Here is a 17,978-nt window from a genome sequence, read left to right on the forward strand (position 1 = left end):
GATCCAGTTGCTCCTGATGGGGGTTATTAAAATTTATAGGCTACACTTACTCTGTAATTTCTTGGTGCTTCGGCTTGCCATGAGTAAGCCGGTTGGTTGTAAGTTGGGGCATTCCAATAGTTGGTATAATACGCTCCGCTGTATAAATACTTGTCCAAAATGTTAAATACATTGGCCGTGATTTTTATTTTTTTATTTCCCCAGAATAAGCCTCCATCCAGTTTGAAATAATCGGGGAGATTCTCGTTTGCATTTTCACCACTGTAGGTACCTACGGCCCTGTCGGCTAAATAGGTAAACCCTCCGGAAATTCCTGCACCTTTAAACGGACCATTTTGTAATGAGTAGGTTAACCATGCGTTAGTGGTATGTTTTGAAAAACCCGGTACTACCTGACCAACATAAACGCCTTCAACGCCATCTGCTACCTTTGTTACCTTTGCATCGGTATAGGCATAGTTTGCAATTAAGTTTAATCCTTTGGCCAGTTCGCCACGAATATCAAACTCAACGCCCTGGGCTCTTTTTTCACCAATTACGATGCTAAAAGTTTCTCCTGCCTTATTGTTAGGATCCCCTGTAATCTCGTTTTGTTTGGTAATCCTGTAAAGGGATAGGGTGGTATTCCAGCGGCCATCAAACCAGTCTTTTTTGATGCCAAATTCTTTATTGTTACCGGTAATGGGTTTTGCGGTACCACCATCCCGAAAAAAGCCGGTTTGTGGAGTAAAAGCTTCATCGTAAACCGCGTAAACAGAGGTGTTTTTATCCGCTGATACACTTAAACCAACCCTGGGGGTAACGTGTTTTGCTTTGTCTGCCGGGCTGCCATACGCCGACTGGTTAACATAAGTATAACGGCCAGCAAGGGTTAGGCGGACAATGTTGTTAAAAAAGCCTAATTCATCCTGCACATAACCACTTAGGTATTTTTGATCCATTAAACCTCCTGCTGCAATAGCCCTTTGTTCTAATGGAGTAGAACGGTCAAAGTTTGGATAACCGTTTGACGGGAAGCCATAATTAGGGTTGTATAAATTAAACGGAGAACTGGCCAGGTCTAAATCGTGAGATTGACCCCAATCGGCTATATAATTTTTCTTACCCCCATCAAAACCAGCTAAAATCCGGTGTACAATACCGCCGGTTTTAACCGTTCCATTCACAAATAACTGAGCTAATTTCATACTGCTTTCGGCATCCCATATACCAACATTTCGAATGATGGTGCCATTTGGATATATCGCCGACGGCCATGAGCTTGAACCATTTTGTAAATATTTGTAATAAGCTGCCTGAGCAGTTAATTTCCAGTTTTGACCTAATTGTTGCGTTAGGTTCAATGTTAAACTATGATCGTTGATTCGCGTAGGTTGTACCCCAGGTTGTGTTAAGGTAAATTCTCTAGGTAAGCTGGCATACCCAGCGGTATTAAAAATGTAATAAGAACCCACTTCGGTCATTTTTGCATTTTGCAAAGTATACTCTGCTGTCAGCTTAGTGCCTGGCGTAATCTGATAGCTCAGTACAGGTGCAAAACTGTAACGGTCATTTTTTTCGTATGGTCTGAATGAAGCTTTGTTTTGTGCCGCAGCATTTAACCGGAATAAGAATTTACCATCTGCTGTTAGCTTATGGTCAAGATCGATTGTTGTCCGGTATAAATCAAAGCTACCGGCAGTAAACGAAACCTCTCCCTGGTTTAAACCAGTAGGCTTTTTGGTTACCACATTATACATTCCGCTTGGATCACCATTGCCCAGCATAAATCCGGCGGGACCTTTAACAAATTCAATATGGTCGACAAAACTCATGTCTTCGGTTAATGGTCCCCAGTAAGAAGAAACGACATTAAAACCATTACGCATGGCCTGAATTTGCGATCCACGCATTAAAATATTGGTGTACATATCTCCCCAATGTTCAAGACGAACTGCACCACTTACATTTCTAATCAACCCATCACTCATGCTAATGATCTGCTGGTCTTTAAGGATTTGGTTACTTACGATTTGAATGTTTTGTGGCGCTTCTAGTAATGGTTCGTTTAACCTAAGTGTAGCAGAAGGTAAGCTTACTTTGTATTTTTGATTAATACCTGCTATCGTAATTTCCTCCAGCGCCTGATCATTTTCTTTCAACACGAAATCGATAATTTTATTCTCCCCTGCAGCAATTGTGACGTTTTTTTCTGAGGCTTCAATACCAACTGCAGAAGCTTTAATCGTATAAGTACCGGCTCTAATACGGTTTATGGTATATAAACCATTAGCATCTGATGTAGTACCCTGACCCTTGCCCTTTAATCCAATGGAAATAAAGGGTGCTGGTTTTCCATTAGAAGTGGTTATCGTACCGCTAATGGTCGAAAACTGCTGGGCGAAGGAAATTATACTGGCAAAGGATAATAGAAACGTTAAACTGGAAAGTTTGATTTTAAACATATCAATATTTATTTGGATTAATTCTAAACAGCGCAAAATAACGTTAGAAAATCTTATAATCCAAATTATTTTGAATTATTCTAAATTATAAGATGTACCATGAAACATGATTTATCAGCTAATCAATAGTGATTTATGCGTATGAAATGTCTTTTGGGTGAGACGAATATTCGTATGTATGATTTAAAAGGTAATTGATTTACTTAGATGTTAATATGTAAGTAGTTTTAGTTAAGAATAAAGTAAATTATATGTCAAAATAAATGTTAATTTGATTCAAGTAATAATGATTTAACACGTAATAATTCCTAAAATATTAACAAGTTAACTTATAAACATATTAATTATGAAAATTGCATCTATTCTCCCGCTCCTCTTAGTAGGTATTCTATTGTTTTCTTTTAAAAAAGAAAATGTTGCGAATTACAAGGTTATGAAGGCAGAGTCGCTATTTCTGAGTTCAGAATCAGCTACAAAGCTAGTTTCTGTTTTTAAAGGAAATTATGTGAAAACATGCCCTGATGGTTTTTCAGGCTGTGGTGGTACGTCCGGTCTGGTGTGTAATGGTCAAAGTAATTGTAATCCAAGTCCTGTTTATCGTCCATATGCCTGTCCTGGATCTCAAGAATATGGTTGTAAGACTGGTATCCAATCTACACTTGTGTGTCTAAATGTAAAGATATGCCCTGGAGAGAATCATCCTGTTCCATGTAACTATGGGAGTGTCAGTTTTGGATGTTTTTCTGGAGCGCCGATTGGTGGCGGGCCAAGTTGTGGTGCTCTAATTAATTGCCAAACACCCCCGAACTAACCTCTAGATATTATTTAATCTAAATGAAATTAAGTTAGCAGTAACTTTAACTTTGTATTTGAAGTTTTTTTAAATGGATACACTGTTGCTTTGGTATTACCGGTACTTTCATATCTGTTTGCAAGGGTGATCCTAAGCTTCTCTTAGATAGGGTGCACATTTTCTCAGGATAATCTTAAGTGTAGAGCTTGTTCTTAAATATCTGAGGTTCAAGAACAAGCTTTAGCCATGTTTTGTACAAAACTATGCTTTACAATACGTAACGAGATTATTGGATCTTTGAGATGGTCTCTATTAGTCGAAGATCTAGCGGTATATTAATAAATTTTGAAATGCAACTAGGCAATGTAATCTTATGTTTAAATTTTTTATCACTTTCTTTTTTTGTATTTGAGCTTCTTTTGTTTTATTTCTTGTAAAAATAAAAATCAAGATTACTACATCATAAAATCAAAATTAGCTAAAGATGCCTCCGAATATGAAATAAAGATAGACTCTATCAAAATACCTGTAAAGCAAGGATATGCAAATACATATTTTACTTACACACAATATAGTGAACACAATGTAGATTATCTTTTAGGGTATAACCCCAACACATTGAGTATTGATATCTTTGATTTAACAAACCGATTATTATATAGGCAATTAAGCTTAGTTGGAAAAAAGTTGTCTTTAAAAAATCTGGACAAGAAGGATTTAGACAAAAGTAGAAGTATTGTAGATATTAGTATAATAAATTTTGATTCCATTTTATTAAACTACAGTAATGATCGGTTGATTGTGATTGATACAAACTTGAATAAGAAAAAAGACATTTCTATGGATAGTATATCAAACAAAAACAATTTTTTTGGAAAAATACTGTCATATAGCCACGAATTTAAAATGTTCTTTTTTAATGGGAAGCTTATTTTTAATCCAATATATTCCAATTTTAATTGGGACAGAAAAATGCCGGCTTTTGCTTCTTTTGATATAAATGCCGGACGACTTGCATTCCTTCCAATATCGTATTCTGATTATCTTTATAAGATTAAAGGTAATGCAGGCTTTCTCACTTCTATTGTAACGAGTGAACACCAGAAATCGGGGATTTTAACTTATAGCTACTTGTACGAATCGAACATTTATCAATACGACCCAAAACGGGCAACTATCACTTGTTATGGAGCTACTCCTTTAAAAGGAAAAAATTTGGCTGATTCTGTTTCCTATACTAAAGGAGAAGACCCAAAAAAATGGGTAACCCATCATATCGAGAATACTCAGTTCTTTAATGTGATGTATGATAAGTATAGACATATCTATTATAGATTTAGTTTGCGAAATATAACTCAAAAAGATGGTAAATATTTTAATTCTATTTTAGATAAACCCTTGATTTTAATGATTTTTAATGAAAAATTTGAGGTGATAAACGAAATAGAGCTACCTAAGTATAAATATTCTCCAAATACGTGGTTTATTACTAAAGAGGGTTTATTTATTTCTCCTAACCACAGAAAAAATAAATTCGTAGATCCACTACATTTGAGATTCGACATTATCAAAATTGACAAAGTAAATTCCAATGAAAAAATATAGCGTTATTTTTATCCTCTTATTAATTATCATAGCATGTAATAAGCATAAATTATCCGAAGATGAAGAGCACCTCAACATGTATTTCAATGAGAAGCAGCACACTGATTTGTCAAAATTGGATAATTATTTTATTATTGTGATATCAGGCAATTGTGGCTCTTGTACTGAAAAAACCATCAAATTTCTAAAGCAATTAGGCGACAAAAACAATAATAAATTTAGTGATTACAAAAAGATAGTTATCATTCCCAGGAATAACGCTGAAGTTTTGGATTCAATGAAAAATACAAATATCCAGTTTATTGTGGATGAAGGTTTTGAGTTAGAAAAATACGGAGTTAATTTTCAGAGAAATGCTTTCTTTGAATTTAAGAAGTCGGAACTTTTTTACAAGGATTGGCTATATCTTGATAATGTTGATACAATATCAAAAAAATATGGTTTTGTTTTGAAATAATAACTCTCTATGTAGTATTAATAGCACCTTAAACTTAAGGGATGCTTCATTGAGAATATTGTTGCTTTCTGTTATTCTTACATTTGCGATAATCTACAATAATTCTGACTAATTGAGTACTTCATATTCATTTCCAGTTTTTATTAGTATTGGTCAAAAAGTGCTTTTTGCCCTACTCATAAAATGATTTAGGTGTATAATAATTCTTTTAGCCTTTATAACTGTTCACTCTGTTCTTAAGACACTCACCCCACTAAGCGGGTTAGAATTTCTGGCTGATTACAAAATAGATTATTTTGTTTCAGCCCGCGTTGACTAAAATTGATTAGCTAAGAATAAAAATGCCTAGATGATATAAGAACCTGGTTTAACTCTTTGTATTTCGAAGATACCTTTATCGTTGGTAACATTTCCAATACCTTTTCCCTTTAAACCTACTGATACATAAGCCGCAGGTTTTCCATCAGAAGTGGTAATGGTACCACTAATTGTCGAAAACTGCTGGGCCAAGGAAATTATGCTGGTAAAGATTAATATAAATGTTAAACTGGATAGTTTAATTTTAAACATATCAATATTTATTTGGATTTATTCTAAATAGCCGTAAAATAACGTTGGAAAATCCTATAATCCAAATTATTTTGAACTATTCTAAATAGAGTAATGTGGCAGGTGATTATAGGTAACTTTAATTTTGGAATTAATCCTGTACTAAAAGATTAGTTTAACGTTTTAGCTGCTGCTTTCTGCAGATTTTTCTTGAAATTTCTTATCAAAATTTATCTGCTAATTAATTAGCGTGATGTATTCCAGAAATGATTGAAAATATGACTTATTTGGTTTAAAAGTGCTATTTGGTGCAATAGAGGCATGTTTTAAATTGCAAAAGTCAGGTGTTGAAGAGTTAAATGTTAATTAATGTTAAATTTTTAAGTTAAAATATGGTTTTATTTAGCTAAAAAGTAGTTAAATGCCTAGTAAAAATGTTGATACTTTAGGTCATAGTCAAACTTAACTAATTAACTAACTAACCATCAATGGAAAAAAATTCTACAAAACATTGCTATGTGAAATTTTTAACGGCAACATTATTTTATCTACTCATCCCCTGGCTGGCCTTCGCCCAGAAAACCATTAAGGGAACGGTTATAGATCAAACCAACAAACCCATACCAGGAGTTTCGATTATTGAAAAAGGTACCAAGAACGGTACTGCTACTAATGCTGATGGAAAGTTCAGCCTAACGGTGCAAAAAGATAATGCGATTATTACGGCCAGGATTGTAGGTTATCGTTCACTGGAAAAACCAGTATCAGCAAGCGGTACATTAAACTTTTCTTTGGAAGAGGATAATAATACACTCAGTGAAGTGGTTACTATCGGTTATCAGAAAATTACCAGAAAGAAAACTACGGCGGCAATTTCCAGTATTTCTGGTAAAGAACTGGCCAACTTACCTGCTGCAAGTTTTGATCAGTTGTTGCAAGGACGTTTATCAGGAGTAAACGTTCAAAACTTTACTGGTCAGCCAGGTGTGGCACCAACAGTGTCGGTAAGGGGTAACTCCACAGGTAGCACAGGTTATGATCAGTTTAATGTAATCAGATCGCCACTTTATGTGGTAGATGGTGTTCCTCAATCATCTGATGATTACGTGCCACCAGGTACAGGCACGGGAACTAACTATATGGCCGGCCTTAATCCGAACGATATCGAATCTATTGACGTATTGAAAGATGCTTCGGCAGCGGCCATTTATGGTTCAAGAGCTGCTAATGGTGTCATCTTGATCACGACCAAAAAAGGTGTAGGTGGCGATACTCGAGTAAGCTTTAACTCTTATTACGGTATGGTGCAGCGCCCTAACTTAAGACAGGCTACCATGGGTACTACAGAGCGCAGACAAAAAATGGAGGTACTTCAAAGGCAGCTTAGTTACGACCAGCGTGTACAATTGCCTTATATACTTACCGATAGTTTAAATCCAGCTTTTAATGGCCATACCGATTGGCAGGATTTATTTTATCAGACAGGTAAAATCAATGATAATAATCTAAGTATAAGCGGTGGTACCGATAATGGAACAACTTATCGTTTCAGTGGAGGGTATTATGATGAGGATGGTATTGTAAAAGGAACAGGCTTTAAACGTTATACTACGCGCTTAAATCTTACCTCTAGAGCAATGAATAAAAAATTGATGATCAACCCGATATTTTCTTATTCAAGTGCTAGCAGAGGCAGAGGAAACGAAGATCCAAACGATCCATCTAAGCCTACAAAAGTTGGTTCAGGGAATTTACCTTCCTCGTTATTTAATATATCTCCAGAAAAATTGGATTATTTTGTGAGTAAGGATGGTGAAAACTTAAACAGAAATGTGTCGAACCAGTTTGCCGCCAACCTCAATCTGGCCTATGAATTTAATAAACACTTTACCTTAAATTCACAATCTTCCTATACTAGTAACAATACCCGTAGGGATGTAAGTATGAGCAATTTGTTAAACAATGGTTTTGGCAACAGCTCTTCCAGTTTTTCCTCAACTGATATGGGCTTAAGAACATCGAATTATTTGGCTTATAACGGTTCCATTAAAAAACATTCTTTTAGTGCAGTAGCGGGTCAGGATATAGAATATAGTTTGTTTCAATCTACCCAGGCATCCGGCTATGGAGGTGCATCGGATAATATTCAGACAGTTACTGGTTTTAAACAACAGAATATTTATGCCTCATCAAGTTACATCGCGCATGGATTGGTAGCTTATTATGGTCGTTTTAATTATGATTATGATAGCAAGTACCTTTTATCAGGAACAATCAGAACTGACGGTTCTTCTGGTTTTGGAGAAAATAATAAATATGGGGTATTTCCTTCCATTTCAGCAGGATGGCTTCTTTCCGAAGAAAGCTTTATGAAAAACTTAACCAATAACCCTTTCACACTAATTAAAATAAGAGGAAGTTATGGTGCTACAGGTAATGAAGATAAAAGAAATGCTTATGTGCAATACAATAAATACCTGGTTAATAATGGTGGATTTGCGGGAAATGGTACAGCTAACGGGGTGGCATTTGGTATTCAAGGCGCTACTTCTTATAATGGTGTTACCGCTATTACCCCTAATTTTATAAATGGTGTTGCACAAAAGGATATTAGTTGGGAGAAATCGACACAATGGAATATTGGTACAGATTTGGAAATTGATAATGGTAGGTATGCCCTTTCATTCGATGTGTATAACAAAGAAGTAAAACAAAAGCTTTTTAATGTTGATTTACCGGTTACATCTGGTTATGACAATGCTTTCACCAATGCTTTTTCAGTACGTAATGCGGGTATGGAGTTGACTTTAACGGCTAATCCTATCCAAAAGGAATTTAAATGGAATAGCTCTTTTAATATATCTTATAACAAAAATCAGATCATGAGTTTGCCGAATGGTGGCCGTGATATTATTTTAAGTGGAGATCGTTTTGATAAAAACCACGTGCTTTCTGTAGGTAGTCCACTAAATGCTTTCTATTTATATCGTACAAAAGGCGTATTTTCTACTTCAGCAGATATTCCCCAGAATCCTTATACCGGAGAAAAGTATAGAAATAGTAACGGAACGTATAATGCTGGTGATTTTTATCTGGCAGATTTGGATGGAGATTATTTTATAGATGTTTTTAATGATGGTATCAATCCGGATAAAGCACCAATTGGCGATCCTAACCCACGTTTTACCGGTGGTTGGACCAATAACTTTTCTTACAAAAATTTCTCTTTGGGGATTTTCGTAACATTCACTCTCAAACGTGACGTATTAAATCTATTTGATTCAGATCGTTTTACGAACGCAACAGATGCTAATGCGGTATATAATTTTGCCAGTGTCTCTTCACCGGATCTAAGTCGCCTGAACATCTGGAGAAACCCTGGAGATCAGGCTGAATATGCAAAACTCGATTTGGGATCCTATCGATATTATTATACGGCTGCACAATCCTTTTTCCTCGAAAAAGGTGGCTATGCAAGGATCAGAAGTATCAATCTTGGTTATGATTTCAGCCCTAAAATCGTAAGAAAATTAGGCTTAACTCAGCTGAAATTATACGCTATTGCTGATAACGTATATATGTTCCAGCAATCAAAAAAATTACCAGATGCAGAAGCTGTTAGCGGATATGGGGAGTATAATGGAACCGGATATCCTATTCCAAGAAAATATACTTTAGGTGTACAAGTTCAATTTTAATATCGTCAATAAATGAAAAATATAATCACAAAAATCGGTGTACTTATCGCAATGGCTACAGCGGTTACCGTAAGTTCCTGTAAAAAATTATTATATGAGGAACCTAAAGACGCACCTTATGAGCAAACATTCTGGCAATCATCAAGGGATGTAAGAAGTGCCATCGCCGGCAATTATGCCATGATGCGTAGTGCGATTACCAGTAAAAACAATCGTTATTTTATGTATGGTGATGCTGTCGCCAAAAATTATTTTACGATACAGTATGGAGGCGATGGTTTAGAAGGGATTCAGGGTGGAGATTTTACCTTTCAATACAATATCAATACGCTGGCAAATTATAGCTTGTACTATAAAAGTATTGCCATGTCTAATCTGATTTTGAAGAAAGTTAATGCCATGAGCGATGCGCAATTGTCAACCGAAGACGATCCTGCTCAATTCCGGAATTCAGTGATTGGTCAGGCGTATTTCCTTCGTGCATTAAGTTACTTTATGACGGTAAGGGTCTGGGGTGATGTACCATTAGTTACAGAGTCTTATGAAGACCCGATCAATGCGCCTCAATTGCCAAGAAGTCCGAAATCGGAGGTTATGAAATTGATTGAAAATGATTGTCACAAAGCCATTAATCTATTAAGCTGGAATTATGAGAATACCGGAGACGCAAAGGTTACTGCAAATAAGGGCTCAGCGTATGCCCTTTTAGCTCATCTGTATCTTTGGAGAGCTACCATGTCAGATGTTTCCGTTGATGCACCTAATTTGACTGATGTAAACAATGCTGATACGACCATAAATACATTAATTAGCAAAGGAGGTTATGCTTTAACAGATACCGCTAATTATAAGAATACTTTTATTGGTCGTTCTTCCGAAGGCATATTTGAAATTAACATTAGTGAGAATACATTGGAAGGTTCTAATAGTTCCATAGGTTCGTATTTTTTAAATGAGAATTATATTAAAGGTTATGGAAACAACCCACGTTTTTATACCACGCCTCTGTATCTTAATAATCATTTCGAAACCACCACTGATATCCGTTATAAAAAGGGCTTTGACCTTGCTAACCCAGATAAACCAATGAGTGTAAAGTACAGTAATGTAACGTACAGAAATCCTGGGCAAAAATTAGACCCTTATCTAAGCAATAACATTATCATTTTCAGACTGGGTGATATGAAACTACTTAAGGCAGAAATTGCACTTTACAAAAAGGATGCAGCAACAGCAATCGGTATTATCAATGATTTCAGAAAAAGAAATGATCCAGATCCGGTATTAATTCCTGCTGGAAGCTCCGTAGACGAGGTAATGGATGAATATGCTTATGAGCGTGGTAAAGAAATGTACCTGGAAGGACATCTATTCTATGATTTGCTTAGGACCAGAAGATACGGTCTTATCGTAGATTGGCTTACAGAAAGCAGGTTTAGAAGAGAAGGATTTTATTGGCCTGTAGACCCTGCGTTGTTTAGAAACAATCCGTTATTGAAACAAACACCATATTGGTTGGGTAAAGTATAAGTTGTTTTTATTAAGAGATTAAAAAATATGAAAAATAATATATTAGTATATCTTTCATTAATATTACTGGCGCTAACGGCTTGTAAAAAAAATGATTATAAAAGGGATGGCGGCCCAAGTGATCCCAATGTAAATTTAAGTACTTACGATTACTTAAAGTCTAACCGCAACTTCGATTCCTTGGTTAAAGTGATAGACAAAGCAGGTTTAAAGGATGCTGTAAATGGCAATGTAACCTTTTTTGCAACTACAAATTATGGAATAGCGGAGTATGTAAAGGCCAAAAAATATCAGAAATCTCTCCAGCTTGGAACAGAAAACTTTGACTTCGGTATCAAAGATATTCCGGCACAGGAATTAAATGATTCATTAAAGACCTATTTATTTGCGGGCAAGATCAACAGAGACCAGATGACCGTTAGCGGTAAGCTTTATAATAGTTTACTTGGAGCTATTCCAAATGTTCAATATCTGATCAAATTGAGACGTTCTTATGAATATACACAGTATGTTAATTATGTAGATTATGTAACTTATACTAAAGTAATCGGAACCCGTGATGATCAGGAGGCGGATCAAAGTACTATTCCCGATTCACAAAAAGATAAGGCTGTGGATTGTCAAACATCAGGAATCGTCACAACCAATGGTATAGTTCATGTGTTAAGTGGATACCACAGGTTATTTTTTAATGCACAGTCTTTGGGCAATTAATTTAATCGCAATTATGAAAATGAAATACATTTTAGGTTTATTACTCTTGTTAGGTGTAGTGGCCTGTAAAAAAATACAGAATGGCTATCTAAGTGATTCTATTCGATATAAAGACAATAATATTTATGCAAAAAGGGGCTTGCCTCTTTTTCAATCAGATAGAATCAATGCAGATGGTTCTACACCACCTTTTACCTATAAATTACTCAATTTGAGGAAAGAAGATGGTTCTCCTGCGCCTGCAGAGTTCTCTAAAGAGTATGAAATCACTGTTTTTAAAACCGGTGCCAATTTTGATCCTGAAACAGACGTAACGCTGGACTTGCTAAATAAGAAAAGGGAGGTGGTTAAAAAGAAACCAATGGAGTTTAATGAATTGAGCGGGCAGCTTACCTTTAACAAAGCATCTGGTTTCTTACCCTTAGGAAGATATGTGTATGATGTAGAAATGACTAATGGTACTGGTACTAAACTATTCCCTAAACTAGCAACAATTAATGTGGTAGATCCCACTATAGATGACCTGTTTGAGATTACTGATAATGTAGCTAACGGCTTTAATGATGTTACAGGTGTAGCAACGCCAATGAAAAACCCAATTATTACCTGTACAAAAATTTCATCTTTAGGTGCAAGAGCTATACTGAAAATGGTGGATAAAAATGGAAATGTCTTTAATCCTAAAGCAAAAGAAATTATAGCAAGGGGAGATAGGCCAATTTTTGAAAACTATGCTAAATTCAACCCGGTTATTCAAACTGATACTGCTATGATCTGCGATTTTGAGCTAGCACCGTTCCCTTTAACAAAATATGTTACACCGACTACCGACTGGGGTTTCTTAATGTATTACAGAATACCGAGTACCTTTATAAAATCAATAGATGGCTTTCCATCATCACCAGGTTTCTCTGTAAACCCAAGGTGGTCCTGGAGACTCAAATTAGAAGGTACTTATGTCATCCAGGTAAAATTTCCTGATGTAATAAAAAAATAATTATTGAAGTTTGGTCAATGCTTAATGCAAAAGGGCAATTTTCGATTCGAAAATTGCCCTTTTTTATGAAAGTCGAAAAATAAAATCCTTCTTACTTGATCGTGATAACCTGTAAACTCAATGGTCGTTCCGTATCATTTGCAGGTGTTACCAAACCACCACAAATAATATCATAATGATAACCTGCTGTAAAACTGGTACTCGCAGATGTAGCTTTAACTGTGCCTGATGAAGTTTCTTTCGCATCTAATGTATAAGTTCCGGCATCTACAGCGATGAAGGCGCTTGCACTTTTAAAGGCTTTATTGGTAACCAACGAGGTGGTTGCGCTGGTTTTTGTCAGGTCTAGTGCAGGGGCATCAGGCGATAAGTTAATAAAACGGATGTAGGCTTTATCAGTTGATGGGGTGGAAAGATCATCACCAATGGTATAAACATCTAATGCAGCAGGTTTATTAATCAAATAAGACGAGTAATAGGTGCTTGCATTCAAAGTAATGGTTTTGGTTAATAAACTCTCCGCACTGCTGGCCGTTGTAAATTTTAAACTGTAAGCACCAGCGGCGTATGAAAGATAATTAACAGCGCCTCCAAATGGCAAAGCTGCTGAGTTAACCATATTACCGTTAAAGTAAGCATTGTAGGTAGCCAAAGATGGTGATGCATTGATTACCCTTAAATAAGATATGGTAGGATCGGTAGTTTCAGTTTTTTTACATGAAGTTATTGCTGTAAAAGAAATTAAAACAAATAAAATGATTGATTTAAAATGAAATGGCGTAAAATTCTTCATACGGTTAAAATTTTATTTAATATTTAAGGAGTACCTATAAAACGATAGCCAGATCGCATTCGCTACAGGCATGTAAATATTGGATTTAAGCAGCATAGTAGGATGTTAAATGTTGTTAAGCAGATGTTAAATTTTATCTCCAGTTTTTAACAATGTTGAAATTGGCACTTGGATAGGTTTGAAAGATAAATTTAAGATAAAAGTTCTGGATGCCTTGAAGTACAATTACGGGCCGTTTAAGTCAGATTAGTTCAATAAAACCAAAAGCTTAACATAAAAAAATCACGATATTATTGTGTAACTCGATTTTTATTTAAACCTTTGCACCTCAATAGAGTTAAAGCCGTTTTAATACGCAAGAAATGATTAAGCAAATTTTACATAAACTTTCAGTTTCCTCAACACAAATGGTGTCTGGGAAGGGTTTGTTTATTAATCATTTTCAACCTGTATTTTATTGTCCCACAAGCCGGCAAAATTTCACTCCACGTATTTAGTACCTACACTAAACGTAACGAGGAATTGATCCTCTCTAAAAACCCAATTAACAAGAATACTTATAATTTTTCGTTAGAAAACGAATGGATATTAACGAATTTATAGTGCAGGTTGCACTTCCTGAACATCGTGTATTTGCAGAAGAAATAGTAACCGAGATGGCTGAGTCGGCAAAAGCTCGTGGAACAGGCATTGCCAGGCGTTCGCCGGAATACATTTCCAATAAAATGCACGAGGGTAAATCGGTTATTGCTTTCCACAAAGATGGTTCCTGGGCAGGATTTTGCTATATCGAAACCTGGAGCCATGGCCAGTTTGTCGCCAATAGTGGTTTGGTAGTAAGTCCTAAATACCGTAAAGCCGGATTAGCAAAAGCCATTAAAAATGAAATTTTCGGTTTATCTAGAAAGTTGTATCCTAAGGCAAAAATCTTTGGTTTAACAACTGGTTTAGCGGTAATGAAAATAAACTCAGACCTGGGTTACGAACCAGTAACTTACAGCGAGCTTACCCAGGATGAAGAATTTTGGAAAGGCTGCCAGAGTTGCGTAAACTTTGAGATTTTAAAAATGAAGGAGCGCAAAAACTGCATGTGCACTGCCATGCTTTACGATCCGGCTGAAAAAAACACGAAGTAGCCAAGCAATTTGCCGAAGAACTGCAGAAAAAACCCAAATTATACGAGCGTTTTATGCGCATTAAACAACGTTTAGTTGTTAAACCTAAGCCCAAAACAGGCTTAAAAGCCCTTTTATTTTTATTTACGTTTTTATTTAATAAATAGCATGAAAAAAGTTGTTTTAGCATTTAGCGGAGGATTAGATACCTCATTTTGTTGTATTTACCTGGCACAGGATCGCGGATTGGAAGTTCACTCGGTAATAGTAAATACTGGTGGTTTCTCTAACGAAGAGTTACAGGAGATTGAGAAAAGAGCTTATGCTTTGGGCGTAAAATCGCATGCTGTGGTAGATGAAACAGAGGGTTACTATGATGATTGTATCAAATACCTGATTTTTGGCAACGTATTAAAAAATGCTACTTACCCATTATCGGTTAGTGCAGAACGTGTAAGTCAGGCGACTGCTATTGCCAACTATGTAAAAAATCGGAGCTGATTATGTAGCGCATGGTAGCACCGGAGCAGGTAACGATCAGGTACGTTTTGATATGATTTTCAATATCCTGATTCCAGGAGTAGAAATCATTACCCCGATCAGGGATTTAAAGTTATCACGCGAAGCAGAAATAGAATATTTGGCGCAACATGGAGTTGAATATAGTGCTGAAAAAGCCAGGTATTCAATCAATAAAGGTTTATGGGGAACTTCGGTAGGAGGAAAAGAAACTTTAACTTCTCACGAAACCTTGCCTGAAAGCGCCTGGCCAACCCAGGTTACCGAAACCGAATCGCGTAAAGTAGAATTAACTTTCGAAAAAGGAGAATTGGTTGCTATTGATGGCGCAAAATTGGCGCCTGTGAGGGCAATTCAAAAATTACAGGCCATTGCTCAACCTTTTGGTATTGGTCGCGATATCCACGTGGGTGATACCATCATTGGTATTAAAGGTCGCGTAGGTTTTGAGGCTGCTGGCCCCATCATCATTATCAAAGCACACCATACTTTGGAAAAACATACGTTAACCAAATGGCAGTTAAGCTGGAAAGAGCAACTATCATCTTTCTATGGTAACTGGTTACACGAAGGTCAGTTCCACGATCCGATTATGCGGAATATTGAGGCTTTTTTAGCTGACACCCAGAAATTTGTGAGCGGTAAAGTGTTTGTTGAATTGTTGCCGTACCGTTTCCAGATTATCGGAATTGAATCAAACCATGATTTAATGAGTAATAAATTTGGTAGCTACGGCGAAATGAACAACGCCTGGAGCGGAGAAGATGTTAAAGGTTTCTCTAAAATATTCGGTAACCAGGTAATGATCTGGCATAAGGTGAATAGTGAAGAAGCCTAGTTTATGAAAGCTGTAAAATGGAAGAGGTGAAATGTAAGTTTATATCCTCTCTTGATACTTGATCCCAAATACTTGATACTTAAAATGAGCGAAATCCTTTCAAAAGAGAATTGTTTAAATCACTATAAATGGGGCAATAATTGTGATGGATGGAATTTTGTAAGCAAACCTGAGGCAGTAATTAAACAAGAATTAATGCCGCCTCAAACTGCTGAGAAATTACATTTTCATACTTATGCAGAACAGTTTTTCTTCATATTGAAAGGGCAGGCAACATTTTTAATTGAAGCTGAATCATTTGCAGTTGATGCCAACAAAGGTTTACAGATTAAAGCTGGCGATAAACATAAAATTATGAACAATGGTGTTGATGATTTAGAATTTATTCTTTTCTCCTATCCATCAACCCAAAACGACAGAACTGATTGTGAATAATATAAAGATAAAGCAAATAGGATTAACAGAATCCCACCTCGTAGTTGGCCTGTTTAACCAATATCGCATATTTTATAACCAGTTTTCGGATATTGGCATGGCCAAAGCTTTTATTGATGAGCGTTTGCAACATAACGAATCGATCATTTTTTTAGCGATAGACGAGGATACTGAAAAACCGGCGGGTTTCACGCAGTTATACCCGAAATTCTCGTCGGCTAAATTAAGTAAAAACTGGATTCTGAACGATCTGTATGTTGATGAGGTTTACCGTAAGCAGGGAATCGGCGAAAAATTGATTAAAACCGCCATGGAGTTTTCCAAAACCACTGGTGCTACATTTATACAACTGGAAACTGCTGTAGATAATTACACTGCACAGCAGTTATACGAAAACATAGGCTTTGAAAAACAAGGCAATGACGAAGAATTTTTTCTTTATAAAATGGCATTAAACTCATAGAGATGAATAAAATTAAAGCAGGAATAATCGGTGGTGCAGGTTACACAGGAGGCGAAATGCTGCGCATTTTGGTTAATCATCCAAATGTTGAAATTTCTTTCGTAAATAGTACCAGTAACGCCGGAAACCTGATTTCTGATGTACATACTGATCTGATCGGAGACACGGATTTAAAATTTGTAAGTGATATTCCACAGGATATTGATGTACTTTTTCTTTGTGTTGGTCATGGCGATGCGAAAAAGTTTTTAGCCGCTAACCCCATCAATGAAAACATTAAAATAATCGATTTATCGCAGGATTTCAGGTTACATGAAAAATCGACATTCGAAAACCGCGAATTTATTTACGGATTGCCAGAACTTAACCGCGATAAAATTAAAGCAGCTAAAAATATTGCCAATCCGGGTTGTTTTGCAACCTGTATACAGTTAGGTTTATTGCCCTTGGCTGCTAAAGGTTTGATCAAAAAGAAGTTCACATCAATGCAACTACCGGTTCAACCGGTGCCGGGCAGAGTTTAGCTGCCACTTCGCATTTTAGCTGGAGAAACAATAACCTTTCTATTTATAAGGCATTTGAGCATCAGCATCTGAACGAGATCAGCGAAAGTTTGTTGCAGTTGCAGCCATCACTTTCGGAGGTTTTAAACTTTATTCCACAGCGTGGAGCATTTACCAGGGGCATTTTGGCTGCCATGTACCTCGAAAGCGATCTTAGTTTGGAAGAGGCACAGAACCTTTACGAAGAATATTATAGTACACATCCTTTTACGCATGTAAGCCGGAAAAATATCGATTTAAAACAGGTCGTAAATACCAATAAAGCGCTGGTGCATGTAGAAAAACATGGCGGTAAATTATTTATCATCAGCATTATCGATAACCTGTTAAAAGGTGCCAGCGGACAAGCGGTTCAGAATATGAATTTAATGTTTGGCTTGGATGAAGCAGCAGGACTTAAGTTAAAGGCAGCCAATTTCTAGGCAGAGGGCGGGAAGGCAGAAGGCAAAAAGGTCTGGATTCAGA

12 protein-coding genes and 3 pseudogenes are annotated in these 17,978 nt (G+C 36.3%); 12 read left to right on the forward strand and 3 right to left on the reverse strand.

Translation table 11 applies throughout. The features are described 5' to 3' along the window. Positions 1 to 26: 26 nt before the first annotated feature. Positions 27 to 2,444: a TonB-dependent siderophore receptor gene (locus tag ACQ86H_RS03025; protein WP_431293818.1), complete on the reverse strand. Its 2,418-nt coding sequence runs from the start codon at positions 2,442 to 2,444 to the stop codon at positions 27 to 29. Positions 2,445 to 2,790: 346 nt separating this feature from the next. Here ACQ86H_RS03025 and ACQ86H_RS03030 point away from each other — a divergent pair, with 346 nt between their 5' ends. From ACQ86H_RS03030 to ACQ86H_RS03040, 3 genes are all read left to right on the forward strand, one after another. Next, complete coding sequence (locus tag ACQ86H_RS03030; protein ID WP_431293819.1) at positions 2,791 to 3,255, forward strand: hypothetical protein; 465 nt, start codon at positions 2,791 to 2,793, stop codon at positions 3,253 to 3,255. A 384-nt stretch (positions 3,256 to 3,639) separates the two neighbouring features. After that, a complete protein-coding gene (locus ACQ86H_RS03035) occupies positions 3,640 to 4,842 on the forward strand; it encodes a DUF4221 family protein (RefSeq protein WP_431293820.1) in 1,203 nt (400 codons plus the stop codon). Beyond that, positions 4,829 to 5,299 carry a hypothetical protein gene (locus ACQ86H_RS03040; RefSeq protein ID WP_431293821.1) on the forward strand — a complete coding sequence of 157 codons (471 nt, stop codon included), beginning with the start codon at positions 4,829 to 4,831 and terminating at the stop codon, positions 5,297 to 5,299. The genes ACQ86H_RS03035 and ACQ86H_RS03040 overlap by 14 nt, the downstream gene beginning before the upstream one ends. A gap of 345 nt (positions 5,300 to 5,644) precedes the next feature. Here ACQ86H_RS03040 and ACQ86H_RS03045 read toward each other — a convergent pair whose 3' ends face one another. Next, positions 5,645 to 5,869: a carboxypeptidase-like regulatory domain-containing protein gene (locus ACQ86H_RS03045; protein WP_431293822.1), complete on the reverse strand. Its 225-nt coding sequence runs from the start codon at positions 5,867 to 5,869 to the stop codon at positions 5,645 to 5,647. Between the two features lie 467 nt (positions 5,870 to 6,336). Here ACQ86H_RS03045 and ACQ86H_RS03050 point away from each other — a divergent pair, with 467 nt between their 5' ends. From ACQ86H_RS03050 to ACQ86H_RS03065, 4 genes are read left to right on the forward strand one after another with little or no spacing between them, the layout of a single operon-like run. After that, positions 6,337 to 9,546, forward strand: coding sequence for a SusC/RagA family TonB-linked outer membrane protein (locus tag ACQ86H_RS03050; protein ID WP_431293823.1), 3,210 nt, complete (start codon positions 6,337 to 6,339; stop codon positions 9,544 to 9,546). Positions 9,547 to 9,558: 12 nt separating this feature from the next. After that, positions 9,559 to 11,076, forward strand: a complete 1,518-nt coding sequence (locus ACQ86H_RS03055) for a RagB/SusD family nutrient uptake outer membrane protein (protein WP_431293824.1) — start codon at positions 9,559 to 9,561, stop codon at positions 11,074 to 11,076. 27 nt (positions 11,077 to 11,103) lie between these two features. Then, positions 11,104 to 11,790: a hypothetical protein gene (locus ACQ86H_RS03060; RefSeq protein ID WP_431293825.1), complete on the forward strand. Its 687-nt coding sequence runs from the start codon at positions 11,104 to 11,106 to the stop codon at positions 11,788 to 11,790. 19 nt (positions 11,791 to 11,809) lie between these two features. Then, the gene (locus ACQ86H_RS03065) at positions 11,810 to 12,787 is read left to right on the forward strand and encodes a DUF5007 domain-containing protein (RefSeq protein WP_431293826.1); all 978 of its coding nucleotides are present in this window, start codon (positions 11,810 to 11,812) and stop codon (positions 12,785 to 12,787) included. Positions 12,788 to 12,878: 91 nt separating this feature from the next. Here the strand turns inward: ACQ86H_RS03065 and ACQ86H_RS03070 are convergent, their stop codons facing one another. Further along, the gene (locus tag ACQ86H_RS03070; protein WP_431293827.1) at positions 12,879 to 13,580 is read right to left on the reverse strand and encodes a DUF4397 domain-containing protein; all 702 of its coding nucleotides are present in this window, start codon (positions 13,578 to 13,580) and stop codon (positions 12,879 to 12,881) included. A gap of 581 nt (positions 13,581 to 14,161) precedes the next feature. Between ACQ86H_RS03070 and ACQ86H_RS03075 the strand changes: the two are divergent. From ACQ86H_RS03075 to argC, 5 genes and pseudogenes are all read left to right on the forward strand, one after another. Beyond that, positions 14,162 to 14,862, forward strand: a pseudogene (locus ACQ86H_RS03075) (GNAT family N-acetyltransferase). 1 nt (position 14,863) lies between these two features. After that, positions 14,864 to 16,052 (forward strand): annotated as a pseudogene (argG, locus tag ACQ86H_RS03080) (argininosuccinate synthase). A gap of 84 nt (positions 16,053 to 16,136) precedes the next feature. Then, positions 16,137 to 16,487, forward strand: a complete 351-nt coding sequence (locus ACQ86H_RS03085; RefSeq protein ID WP_431293828.1) for a cupin domain-containing protein — start codon at positions 16,137 to 16,139, stop codon at positions 16,485 to 16,487. Continuing rightward, complete coding sequence (locus ACQ86H_RS03090; RefSeq protein WP_431293829.1) at positions 16,480 to 16,950, forward strand: GNAT family N-acetyltransferase; 471 nt, start codon at positions 16,480 to 16,482, stop codon at positions 16,948 to 16,950. The genes ACQ86H_RS03085 and ACQ86H_RS03090 overlap by 8 nt, the downstream gene beginning before the upstream one ends. A 2-nt stretch (positions 16,951 to 16,952) precedes the next feature. Then, positions 16,953 to 17,935: pseudogene (argC, locus tag ACQ86H_RS03095) on the forward strand (N-acetyl-gamma-glutamyl-phosphate reductase). The last annotated feature ends 43 nt before the right edge of the window (positions 17,936 to 17,978 follow it).

This window comes from Pedobacter sp. P26 (assembly GCF_050632135.1).
GTDB lineage: Bacteria > Bacteroidota > Bacteroidia > Sphingobacteriales > Sphingobacteriaceae > Pedobacter.

Excerpts from the sequence above, each read along its gene's own strand:
- ACQ86H_RS03025 (WP_431293818.1), bottom strand. The coding sequence starts at position 2,444 with ATGTTTAAAATCAAACTTTCCAGTTTAACGTTTCTATTATCCTTTGCC.
- ACQ86H_RS03030 (WP_431293819.1), top strand. The coding sequence starts at position 2,791 with ATGAAAATTGCATCTATTCTCCCGCTCCTCTTAGTAGGTATTCTATTG.
- ACQ86H_RS03040 (WP_431293821.1), top strand. The coding sequence starts at position 4,829 with ATGAAAAAATATAGCGTTATTTTTATCCTCTTATTAATTATCATAGCA.
- ACQ86H_RS03045 (WP_431293822.1), bottom strand. The coding sequence starts at position 5,869 with ATGTTTAAAATTAAACTATCCAGTTTAACATTTATATTAATCTTTACC.
- ACQ86H_RS03050 (WP_431293823.1), top strand. The coding sequence starts at position 6,337 with ATGGAAAAAAATTCTACAAAACATTGCTATGTGAAATTTTTAACGGCA.
- ACQ86H_RS03055 (WP_431293824.1), top strand. The coding sequence starts at position 9,559 with ATGAAAAATATAATCACAAAAATCGGTGTACTTATCGCAATGGCTACA.
- ACQ86H_RS03060 (WP_431293825.1), top strand. The coding sequence starts at position 11,104 with ATGAAAAATAATATATTAGTATATCTTTCATTAATATTACTGGCGCTA.
- ACQ86H_RS03065 (WP_431293826.1), top strand. The coding sequence starts at position 11,810 with ATGAAATACATTTTAGGTTTATTACTCTTGTTAGGTGTAGTGGCCTGT.
- ACQ86H_RS03070 (WP_431293827.1), bottom strand. The coding sequence starts at position 13,580 with ATGAAGAATTTTACGCCATTTCATTTTAAATCAATCATTTTATTTGTT.
- ACQ86H_RS03085 (WP_431293828.1), top strand. The coding sequence starts at position 16,137 with ATGAGCGAAATCCTTTCAAAAGAGAATTGTTTAAATCACTATAAATGG.